Annotated in this window: 12 protein-coding genes; 8 read left to right on the top strand and 4 right to left on the bottom strand. The window is 71.6% G+C overall.

Annotated features, from left to right (window positions below; genetic code table 11):
• Positions 1 to 334: 334 nt before the first annotated feature.
• On the bottom strand, positions 335 to 859 hold the full coding sequence (locus ETD83_RS35135; protein WP_138649519.1) for a hypothetical protein: 525 nt from the start codon (positions 857 to 859) through the stop codon (positions 335 to 337).
• Between the two features lie 37 nt (positions 860 to 896).
• Between ETD83_RS35135 and pyrE the strand changes: the two genes are divergently transcribed.
• Positions 897 to 1,433: an orotate phosphoribosyltransferase gene (gene pyrE, locus ETD83_RS35140; RefSeq protein WP_138649520.1), complete on the top strand. Its 537-nt coding sequence runs from the start codon at positions 897 to 899 to the stop codon at positions 1,431 to 1,433.
• On the opposite strand, the gene ETD83_RS35145 is transcribed toward pyrE, so the two are convergent.
• Complete coding sequence (locus ETD83_RS35145; RefSeq protein WP_230421390.1) at positions 1,430 to 1,804, bottom strand: RodZ domain-containing protein; 375 nt, start codon at positions 1,802 to 1,804, stop codon at positions 1,430 to 1,432. The two genes, pyrE and ETD83_RS35145, sit on opposite strands and share 4 nt — an antisense overlap.
• A 105-nt stretch (positions 1,805 to 1,909) precedes the next feature.
• Positions 1,910 to 2,635: a DedA family protein gene (locus tag ETD83_RS35150; protein ID WP_138649522.1), complete on the bottom strand. Its 726-nt coding sequence runs from the start codon at positions 2,633 to 2,635 to the stop codon at positions 1,910 to 1,912.
• A 240-nt stretch (positions 2,636 to 2,875) separates the two neighbouring features.
• Between ETD83_RS35150 and fbaA the strand changes: the two genes are divergently transcribed.
• From fbaA to ETD83_RS35170, 4 genes are all read left to right on the top strand, one after another.
• The gene (fbaA, locus tag ETD83_RS35155) at positions 2,876 to 3,898 is read left to right on the top strand and encodes a class II fructose-bisphosphate aldolase (RefSeq protein WP_138649523.1); all 1,023 of its coding nucleotides are present in this window, start codon (positions 2,876 to 2,878) and stop codon (positions 3,896 to 3,898) included.
• Between the two features lie 187 nt (positions 3,899 to 4,085).
• The gene (locus ETD83_RS35160) at positions 4,086 to 4,535 is read left to right on the top strand and encodes a winged helix-turn-helix transcriptional regulator (RefSeq protein WP_138649524.1); all 450 of its coding nucleotides are present in this window, start codon (positions 4,086 to 4,088) and stop codon (positions 4,533 to 4,535) included.
• Between the two features lie 47 nt (positions 4,536 to 4,582).
• Complete coding sequence (locus ETD83_RS35165; RefSeq protein WP_230421391.1) at positions 4,583 to 5,092, top strand: GNAT family N-acetyltransferase; 510 nt, start codon at positions 4,583 to 4,585, stop codon at positions 5,090 to 5,092.
• Between the two features lie 78 nt (positions 5,093 to 5,170).
• Positions 5,171 to 5,593, top strand: coding sequence for a DUF3151 domain-containing protein (locus ETD83_RS35170; RefSeq protein WP_138649529.1), 423 nt, complete (start codon positions 5,171 to 5,173; stop codon positions 5,591 to 5,593).
• Here ETD83_RS35170 and ETD83_RS35175 read toward each other — a convergent pair.
• On the bottom strand, positions 5,580 to 7,043 hold the full coding sequence (locus tag ETD83_RS35175; RefSeq protein ID WP_138649526.1) for an FAD/NAD(P)-binding protein: 1,464 nt from the start codon (positions 7,041 to 7,043) through the stop codon (positions 5,580 to 5,582). The two genes, ETD83_RS35170 and ETD83_RS35175, sit on opposite strands and share 14 nt — an antisense overlap.
• Before the next feature lie 120 nt (positions 7,044 to 7,163).
• On the opposite strand from ETD83_RS35175, the gene ETD83_RS35180 reads away from it, so the two are divergent.
• From ETD83_RS35180 to ETD83_RS35190, 3 genes are all read left to right on the top strand, one after another.
• Positions 7,164 to 8,258, top strand: a complete 1,095-nt coding sequence (locus ETD83_RS35180; RefSeq protein WP_138649527.1) for a response regulator transcription factor — start codon at positions 7,164 to 7,166, stop codon at positions 8,256 to 8,258.
• A 120-nt stretch (positions 8,259 to 8,378) separates the two neighbouring features.
• Complete coding sequence (locus ETD83_RS35185; protein ID WP_138649528.1) at positions 8,379 to 9,662, top strand: adenylosuccinate synthase; 1,284 nt, start codon at positions 8,379 to 8,381, stop codon at positions 9,660 to 9,662.
• A gap of 1 nt (position 9,663) precedes the next feature.
• Positions 9,664 to 9,863 (top strand): glycerophosphodiester phosphodiesterase family protein (locus tag ETD83_RS35190; RefSeq protein WP_268920534.1); only part of this gene is annotated, 200 nt, incomplete at its 3' end.

The following is a 9,863-nucleotide window of genomic DNA, read 5'->3' on the forward strand; positions in this document are numbered from 1 at the left end:
CCCTCACCCCCGGCCCCGACGACGTCGCCATAGCCGAGGACAGCCTCGAAGCCCTCCTCCGCCTCCGCTACCGCGCCCGCATCGACCTGGGCCGCAGCGAAGACGACTACGACGCCCTCCTAGACGACCTCCTGAAAAACGCGTGATCTACCCAGGGGGGCGACCCCCTGGAACCCCCGTCACGGCCTGGTTTCCCAGGGGGGCGACCCCCTGGAACCCCCGTCACGGTCGAGCGACCGTCCAAGGATCGCCGTGTGAATCATCCAGGGACCCGTGGTGTGACTCGTCCAGGGACCCGTGGTGTGACTCGTCCAGGGGACGGTGTGCGTGGGGCTTATAGCTCCATGAGGAGTTCGCTCAGGGACTGGGCCACCGCGGTCGGGGGTTCGTGTTCGGTCACGGGCCAGCCGCGGAGGCGGGCTTCTCTGACCGCCTGGTCGTGGTCGGAGGAGGCGGTGCGGTCCGAATGGGTGCGGAGGTACCCGCAGGGCGCCTCCGGCCAATCTGGGGGCATGGGGACGTCGTTCTGCGGCGACTCGTGGTCGTGGCGCAGGGGGCGCGGCAGGTCGGCGTCGATGAAGACGTAGCCGGCGATCGGACGGTGCGCCGCGCGCTGCGCCAGGGCGATGCCAGGGAGCAAGGGGCCGGCGGTGCCGTGCGCGGCCAGGGCGAGCGGGGGCGCGGGGTCGGTCGCGGTGATGGTGAGGGAGACGCGGGCGATGTAGCGGGGGCCGGTGTCGTCCGGGACGTCCGGGGCGATCACGTCCAGGCCGTACGAGCGGAGCATCTCGGGCAGGTCGCCCCAGGCGGCCGCGGTGGCGTTCGGCTCGTGCAGCAGGACCAGCGTTCCCGGCGTCATGCCGGGCACCGTACACGGCGGCAATAGGGTTCTTCACGTGAGCGATCGTGATGAGCTGCTGCGGAAGATCAAGGACAAGGCCGTGGTGCACGGCGACTTCGTGCTGTCCTCGGGGAAGCGGGCGTCCTGGTACGTGGACCTGCGGCGGGTGACGCTGGACGGGTCGGCGGCGCCGCTGGTCGGACGGGTCATGCTGGACGAGACCGCCGACCTGGACTACGACGCCGTCGGCGGGCTCACGCTCGGCGCCGACCCGGTGGCGACCGCGATGCTGCACGCGGCGGCGGCCCGCGGACGGGCACTGGACGCGTTCGTCGTCCGGAAGGCGGGCAAGGCGCACGGGCTGCAGCGCCGCATCGAGGGCCCGGACGTGGCCGGACGCCGGGTGCTCGCCGTCGAGGACACGTCGACGACGGGCGGGTCCGTCCTCACCGCGGTGGAGGCGCTACGGGAGGCGGGCGCGGAGGTCGTGGCGGTCGCGACGATCCTGGAGCGCGGCGCCGCCGGGCGCATCGCCGAAGAGGGCCTCGCCTACCGGCACCCCTACGACGTCGCCGACCTCGGGCTGGACTAGCCGCGCCGGGCCTTGACGAACCATTCGCCGCGCTGACCGTCCGGCTTCTGCGGCTGGACCTTGCCATGAATGACGACCTGCAGCGCGCCGCCGTTGTACGCGACGACCTGCAGCGGCGCCTCCCTGTAGTTGCGGGTCTCGCCCTGGTTGAGCGTGCCCTGGGTGAGGACCTTGCCGCCGGTGTCGGCGACACGCACGACCACGTAGGTCGCCGGGCCGGTCACGCGGATCACCAGCGGCAGCGCGACCGTCGGCGACGACGCTGTCTCCGGGGACGGATCACCGCCGGTGTCCTCGGCGGCCGGGCGGCTCGCGCTCGACGAGGGGCCCTTCTGTTCGGGCTCGCCGGTGAGCGCATTGACCAGAGCCATGCCTCCGCCGACGAGAAGGGCCAAGGCGGCCATCACGGCGACAGCCGCGATCAGTATGCGCGCGAGACCCCTAGGGTCCGACCGATGACGTCCCACATGGGGAGGTTAGCGATAACTGTCACCGCTGAGCGACGGACGTGACTCTTCGGGGTCATTCTTATCTGGACCCCGGTCCGCTTTGCGGCCCTTCAGGACCTCTCGGATGATCGGGATGACCGACAGCACGAGGATCACCGCGACGCCCGGCAGGATGTAATGCTCGACGCCGGGAACCTCGGAGCCGAGGAAGTGACCGAGGAGGAACAGGCTGTCGGTCCAGACGACGGCGCCGACGCAGTTCCAGATGAAGAACCGGCGAGTGCTCATGCCGAGCATCCCGGCGAGCGGGTTGAGGAACGTCCGGACGATGGGGATGAACCTGGCCAGAACCACGGCCTTGGCCGGACCGAATCGGGTGAAGTAGTACTCGGCCTTCTCGACCCACTCGCGTTTGAAGATCCTGGAGTCGGGACGATCGAAGAGCTTGCGGCCGTAGCGGGCCCCGAGGAAGTGGCCCAACTGGGCGCCGGCGATCGCCGCGATCGGGCCGCCGATCAGCAGCCAGGGCAGCGACAGCGGCTGGAACTCCTCGCCGTTGATGGTCGAGACCGCCGTGAGGATCCCCGCCGTGAACAGCAGCGAGTCGCCCGGCAGGATGCAGCCGAACAGCAGTCCGGTCTCCGCGAAGATGATCGCGAGGACGCCGATCGTCGCGAACGTGCCGAAAAGCTGCAGCCACGCCTGCGGGTGCAGCCACTCGGTGATGTCGAGGGGAAGGGTCGAGAGATCCACACCGCGAGCGTACCTTTCCACACGCTCCGATTAGGCGAGATACTGAGCGCGGACGGCATGCCCGACCCGGAAAACCGCGTGACCTTGGCTCGTGCTTGGGTATGCGGACATCCGGGTGCTACCGCCCGCTGGACGCCCGGCGGCACACCTGAACGTCCTGATCCGGCGGCGCCGCGCCGGCGAGAACTCTGGCGACAGGCCGGATGACGACGTTCACTGCGTATGAAAGGACGCTGACCAATGCCCATCGCAACGCCCGAGACCTACGCGGAGATGCTCGACCGAGCGAAGCGGGACGGCTTCGCCTTCCCCGCGATCAACGTGACGTCCAGCCAGACGCTGAACGCGGCGCTGCGCGGCTTCGCGGAGGCCGAGAGCGACGGGATCGTGCAGGTGTCGACCGGGGGGGCCGAGTACCTGTCCGGCTCCACGGTGAAGGACATGGTCGTCGGCGCGAGCGCGCTCGCCGAGTACGCCCGGGTCGTGGCCGCCAAGTACCCGGTGAACATCGCCCTGCACACCGACCACTGCCCGAAGGACAAGCTGGACGGCTTCATGCGCCCGCTGATCAAGATCTCGCAGGAGCGGGTGGCGCGCGGCGAGGAGCCGCTGTTCCAGTCGCACATGTGGGACGGGTCCGCGGTCGAGCTGCACGAGAACCTGCGGATCGCGGCCGAGCTCCTCGACGAGTGCGCCAAGGCGCGGATCATCATGGAGATGGAGATCGGCGTCGTCGGCGGCGAGGAGGACGGCGTCGCCAACGAGATCAACGAGAAGCTGTACACGACGCCCGGCGACGCGCTCGCGACCGCCGAGGCCGTCGGTGTGGGCGAGAAGGGCCGCTACATCCTCGCGGCGACGTTCGGGAACGTGCACGGCGTGTACAAGCCGGGCTCGGTGAAGCTGCGTCCCGAGGTGCTCAAGGAGATCCAGGACGCGGTGGCCGCCGAGCACGGCAAGGACAAGCCGTTCGACCTGGTGTTCCACGGCGGCTCCGGCTCGACGCTGGAGGAGATCCGCGAGGCGGTGTCGTACGGCGTCGTCAAGATGAACATCGACACCGACACCCAGTACGCGTTCACCCGTCCGGTGGCCGACCACATGCTCCGCAACTACGAAGGCGTGCTGAAGGTCGACGGCGAGGTCGGCAACAAGAAGCAGTACGACCCGCGCTCGTGGGGCAAGGCGGCCGAGACCGCGATGGCCGCGCGGGTCGTGGAGGCGTGCGAGAGCCTCCAGTCCGCGGGCCAGAAGCTGAAGTAACGGGTTCGCTCTCGTTTGGCTCGCACTAGGTCGTCACGCTCGCCGCGGGGGCGGTGCGGTGAGCGTGACGGCGTCGGCCCGGAACGTGGGGGCGGCGGGGAGCGTGCAGGTCAGACGGGCGATGCGGGGGCATCGTCCCGGGGTGGACGTGTGCGTTGTTTCATGAAACTTGGGTAGTGTCGGGAGCGTGGCACTACCCCGCAACTACGAGTCACAGAACTGCTCGGTCGCGCGGTCCCTGGAGGTCGTGGGCGACCGGTGGACGATGCTGGTGATCCGCAGCGCCTTCCAGGGCGTGCGGCGCTTCGACGACTTCCAGGACGAGCTCGGCGTCGCGCGCAACGTCCTCACCGACCGGCTCGTCCGGCTGTGCGACGAGGGCATCATGCGCCGCGTGCCGTACCAGGAGCGTCCGGAGCGGTACGAATACCGGCTCACCCGCAAGGGCGTGGAGCTCTGGCCCGCCGTGATGACGCTGATGATGTGGGGCGACCGGCACTACGCGCCCGAGGGGCCCCCGCTGATCATCGGCCACCGCGGCTGCGACGGCACGCTGACCCCGCGCTTCACCTGCGATTCCTGCGGCGCGATCCTGGGACCCGGCGACGTGATGCCCCGGCCGGGCCCGGCCGCCTGACACCTATTGAGTTGCTTCACAAAACCTTTTGCGGTCCAATGAGTTTTATGAAGCAACTTGCAGGTCCGGGCGCCGGGGGCCGCCGGATCCTGGTACGCCCGTACGGCCTCGCCGACCGCGACGGCGTCCGCCGGATGTCGGACCGGCTGTCCGCCACCAGCCTCTACACCCGCTTCTTCTCCGGAACCCCGCGCATCCCCGACCACTACCTCCGCCTGCTCGACGCCCTCGACCACTGGGACCGCGAGGCCCTGGTCGCGCTGGACGGCGACGAGATCGTCGGCAGCGCCGAGTACGTCCGCCTCACGAAGCGGCCGTGGTGCGCCGACGTCGCCGTGCTCGTCACCGACCCGTGGCAGCGCCACGGCGTCGGCACCGCGCTGGTCGCCCGCCTCGGTGAGCTGGCCGAACGCCGCGGCATCACCGAGTTCGGCGCGGACGTCACGCTCACCAACCGGGGCGGCATCCTCTTCGTCCGGCACGGCTGGCCCGCGGCGCACCCGACCAGGGACGGCGCCGCCGCACGTTTCCAGCTCCCGCTCCCCATGCCGGCCTGATCCGCGCGGGCGTCGCGGCGGCGGGGCCGGTCACCTGCGGTGACCCGGGTTGATACGGACATGACAGCCCTGCTTACGATGACCCGCATGACCCAGAACCTGCTCGGCGGCGTGCCTCCGACCGAACTGCCGGACAACACCGAGGCCCGCACGGCCCTGGAGAACGGCGTCGACCCGTTCGAAGTCGCCGCGCGCCACCCCGACTATCCGGCCGCCTGGGCCGAGCTGGCCGACCGCGCGTTCGCGAACGGCAGCGTCATCGACTCGTACGCGTTCGCCCGCACCGGCTACCACCGCGGCCTCGATCAGCTCCGCCGGGCCGGCTGGCGGGGCCAAGGCCCCATCCCGTGGGAGCACGCCGCCAACCGCGGCTTCCTGCGCGCCCTGCACGCCCTCGGCCGCGCCGCCGCCGCCATCGGCGAGGACGACGAAGCCGAACGCTGCAAGACCTTCCTCCGCGACAGCAGCGAGACCGCCGCCGACACCCTCAACGCCTCCTGACCCCTCCGCCACCAGCCGGAGCCGCTTCCCGGGTGATCGACCGGGACGTCCGGTGCGCCTGGGCGGCCACTCCCGGAATGCCGGACACGAGGAACGGCCCGCCGCCCGCGAGGTCGCCCACCACGTGCAGCCGCGGGTCGGGACGGCCACCGACGACGATCCGGCCGGTGCCCGGATCGGTGACGAGCCCGCCGTCCGGATGGTGGGCGGCGCCCTGGCCGAGCAGGGACGAGACGAGCCGTTCCGCCGCCCGGGGAATCGCGTGCGGCGGCGGGTTCACCGCGTTGATCACGACATCGGCGGTGCGCTCGCCCGCCGCGTGCGCGACCCGGAACCCGTTTCCGGCCTCGATCTTCTCGATCCCGGAAAGCGACTCCAGCGTCCCCGCGTCGAACAGGTCCAGGAGGACGGCGGCGTTGCCGGGGACCATCGGCGAGACGAGGCCGGTGATCGTCCGGAAGTGGCGGGTGCGGAGCGGTTCCCGGTCGGGGACGGGGAGCAGCCGCCATGCGACGGCCCCGGCGGTGTGCGCGGCCTCCTGGAGGATCCGCCGCCCGAGGCCGGGATCGTCGACCATGGCGAGCTGTTCCCGCAGGCTATCGGCCGGGCGCCGGCTCGCCGTCGCGGTGATCCATGCGGCGAGGTCGTCCCAGCTCTCGCCGCGTTCCGCCAGCTCGGTGCGGATCAGGCCGGTGAGCCGTCCCAGCGTCACGGGCCCGTCCAGTGATCGCAGGTGCTCGGGCGTCAGGTGCCGGATGCCCGTTTCGACCGGACGCTGCCAGACGTACGGGAGCGTCCCGCTCCGCGACACCAGGCTGATCCTGCCGGTGTGCCCGCGCGCGGCCAGCGACGCCACGATGTCGACGGCGGTCAGGCCGCCGCCGATGACGGCGACGTCCCGTCCGGGCGGGATGTCGGCGAGGGTGCGTTCCAGCGGGTACGGGTCGGGGACGAAACCGGGCGCACCCGCCAGGCCGTAGTGGTCGAGGGGCGTTCCGCCGCCGACGCACAGGACGGCCTGGTCGGCGCGGTGCAGGCGTCCGTCCGCGGTCCGCACGGTCAGGCGCTCGTCCAAGGACACTCCGGTCACCGCCGTCCGGATCACCTCCGCCCGCCCGAAGCGGGTGAGGGCGGCCTCGGCGGTGTCTTCGAGGTATCGGCCGTACACGGCACGCGGCGGGATCGGCCGCCCGAGCCGTTCGTCGGCATACACCCCGGGGGATGCGTGCCCGCGGAGCCAGCGCGCGTAGTGGTCCCGGTCTCCGAACCGGATCGACATGATCTCCGGCGGGGCGTTGACCAGCACGGAGTCGAGATCGTCCTGGTAGGGACGGCCGCGCCAGGGCACCGGCGCCGGGTCGAACACGGTCACGGACGTCACCGCCGCGGGGTCCAGAGCGTCCAGCAGCCCGACGGCCGCGGCGCCCGCCCCGATGATCGCTAGTTCCATGCCGCCGAGCCTCGCCGCCCCGCCGCGCGCGTCCCATCCCTCCGGCCGGGGGACGCCCCCGGCCCCGGATCCCCCAGCTGAGGGGTACGCGCGCCGCCGTCCGCCGGGCAGACTGGATCCGTGATCGACCAGCGGGAAAGGCGCGCCCTCCTCGACCGGGCGGCGCACGCGCGCGACGCGTCCGACCTGTTCGGCGGCGCGTCCGCCCGGCTCCGCAGGCTCGTGGGCTTCCAGGCCGCCGCGTGGTCGGCGACCGATCCGGAGACCGGGCTGATCACCGCGCCGATGCGGGTGGAGAACCTCGGGCGCGGCGAGGAGTGCTTCGCTTACTGGGAGTGCGCGCTCCTGGAGGAGACCGTCATCCCGTTCCGGGAGCTGGCCCGCGCCGCCGTCCCCGCCGCCGGGCTCGTGGCCAGCACCGGCGGCCTGCCCGCGCGCAGCGCCCAGTACCGCAAGCTCCTCGGCCGCCAGGGCGTGGGGGACGAACTGCGCGCCGTCCTGCGGAGCGGTGACCGGCCGTGGGGCGTCGTCAGCCTGTTCCGCGAGAAGGGCCGCGAACCGTTCGGACCCGTCGAGATCTCCCTGGTCGCGAGCCTGTCAGCGCCGCTGGCGGGACGGCTCCGGGAACTCGTCCGGCCGGTGCCGTCCCCCGCGGCGCCGCAGGAGCAGAACCCGGGGCTGATCCTGTTCGACCCGTCCGGGACGCCCATCTCGATCAACGACGAGGCGCGCCACCACCTCGCCCGCCTCCCGGACGGCCCGACGACCCCGTCCCCGGTCGGCCCGCCCCTGCCGGTCTGGCTCGTCGGGACGGCCGCGCAGGCCCGCGCCGTCGCCGCCGAACACGACCGCGGAGCCGCCCGCATCCGGATCCGCACCCGCGACGGCCAATGGCTGGTCTGCCACGCGTCCTGCACGGACGGCCCGGACGGCAGGCCCGGCCCGACCGCCGTGGTCGTCCAGCCCGCCGCCGGCTCCGACATGGCGCCGATCATCGCGGACGCCTACGGGCTGTCCGCCCGCGAACTGGAGATCACCCAGCTCGTCGCGCGGGGGCTGTCCACCGGCGACATCGCCGCCGAGCTGGTCATCTCCCCGCACACCGTCCGCGACCACGTCAAGGCCGTGTTCGCCAAGACGCGCGTGTCCAGCCGCGGCGAGCTGGTCGCCCGGCTGTTCGCGGAGAACTACTGGCCCCGCCGCGCCGCCTCCTGACCGGCGCGAACGTTCGCCTCCGGTTTTCTTGCCGTCCAGGTGCGGGTACGCTTTGATCGCAAGAGGCCCCTTCGCGCGCTTGCGGCGACCGGGGCCTTCGTCGTGGGAAGGAAAAGTGGCATGCCTGCCATCGTTCTTGTCGGAGCCCAATGGGGAGATGAGGGCAAGGGCAAGGCCACAGACCTGCTCGGCGGGGACGTCGACTACGTCGTCCGCTACCAGGGTGGCAACAACGCCGGGCACACGGTGGTCATCGGCGACCAGAGCTACGCGCTGCACCTGCTGCCGTCCGGGGTGCTGTCGCCCGACGTCGTCCCGGTCATCGGCAACGGCGTGGTCATCGACCCGGCCGTGCTGCTGCACGAGATCGACGGCCTGCGCGACCGCGGGGTGAGCTGCGAACGCCTGCTGATCTCGGCGAACGCGCACCTGATCATGCCGCACCACCGGGCCCTCGACAAGGTCACCGAGCGCTACCTGGGCAAGGCCCGGATCGGCACCACCGGACGCGGCATCGGCCCCACCTACGCCGACAAGATCAACCGGATGGGCGTCCGGGTGCAGGACCTGTTCGACCCGAACATCCTCACCCAGAAGCTCGACCTGGCGCTGCGCGAGAAGAACCAGGTCCTGACGAAGGTTTACAACCGGCGCCGCATCGAGACGGGCCCGATCGTCCAGGAGTACGTGGAGTACGGGGAGCGGCTCAAGCCGTTCGTCGCCGACACGACGCTCGTCCTCAACGAGGCGCTGGACGACGGCAAGGTCGTCCTGCTGGAGGGCGCCCAGGGCACGCTGCTCGACCTCGACCACGGCACCTACCCGTTCGTGACGTCGTCCAGCCCGACGGCGGGCGGCGCGTGCGCGGGCTCCGGCATCGGCCCCACGAAGATCAGCCGCGTGATCGGCATCATCAAGGCGTACACGACCCGCGTGGGCTCGGGCCCCTTCCCGACCGAGCTGCTGGACGAGCAGGGCGAGTACCTGCGCACGACGGGCGGCGAGTACGGCGTCACCACGGGACGCGACCGCCGCTGCGGCTGGTTCGACGCCGTCATCGCCCGCTACGCCACCCGCGTCAACGGCATCACCGACTACTTCCTCACGAAGCTGGACGTCCTGTCCGGCCTGGACCGCGTCCCGGTGTGCGTCGCCTACGAGATCGACGGCGTCCGCGCGGACGAGCTGCCCACGACCCAGACCGAGTTCCACCACGCCAAGCCCGTCCTGGAGTACCTGGACGGCTGGCGCGAGGACATCAGCGGCACCGAGAAGTTCGAGGACCTCCCCAAGAACGCGCAGGCGTACGTCCGCGCGCTGGAGGAGATGTCCGGCTGCCGCATCTCCGCGATCGGCGTCGGCCCCGGCCGCGACCAGACGCTCTCCCTCCGTCCCCTCGTCTGACGTGCCGGTCGAGAACCCCGTGCCCGTCGAGAACCCCGTGCCCGTCGAGAACCACGGCCACCGCGGCGCCCGCGGCCTCCGCCCGGAGAACACCCTTCCCGGCTTCGCCCACGCCCTCGACCTGGGCGTGGACGCCATCGAGCTGGACGTGGGCCTCTCCGCCGACGGCACGGTCGTCCTCAACCACGACCAGGCCCTGTC

Source organism: Actinomadura soli (assembly GCF_005889715.1).
Taxonomy (GTDB): domain Bacteria; phylum Actinomycetota; class Actinomycetes; order Streptosporangiales; family Streptosporangiaceae; genus Spirillospora; species Spirillospora soli.

Bases quoted from the DNA above. Each gene is read 5' to 3' on its own strand.
- ETD83_RS35135 (WP_138649519.1), bottom strand. From the start codon at position 859: ATGACGCCGGGAACGCTGGTCCTGCTGCACGAGCCGAACGCCACCGCG.
- ETD83_RS35145 (WP_230421390.1), bottom strand. From the start codon at position 1,804: ATGGCTCTGGTCAATGCGCTCACCGGCGAGCCCGAACAGAAGGGCCCC.
- fbaA (WP_138649523.1), top strand. From the start codon at position 2,876: ATGCCCATCGCAACGCCCGAGACCTACGCGGAGATGCTCGACCGAGCG.
- ETD83_RS35165 (WP_230421391.1), top strand. From the start codon at position 4,583: ATGAAGCAACTTGCAGGTCCGGGCGCCGGGGGCCGCCGGATCCTGGTA.
- ETD83_RS35170 (WP_138649529.1), top strand. From the start codon at position 5,171: ATGACCCGCATGACCCAGAACCTGCTCGGCGGCGTGCCTCCGACCGAA.
- ETD83_RS35175 (WP_138649526.1), bottom strand. From the start codon at position 7,043: ATGGAACTAGCGATCATCGGGGCGGGCGCCGCGGCCGTCGGGCTGCTG.
- ETD83_RS35185 (WP_138649528.1), top strand. From the start codon at position 8,379: ATGCCTGCCATCGTTCTTGTCGGAGCCCAATGGGGAGATGAGGGCAAG.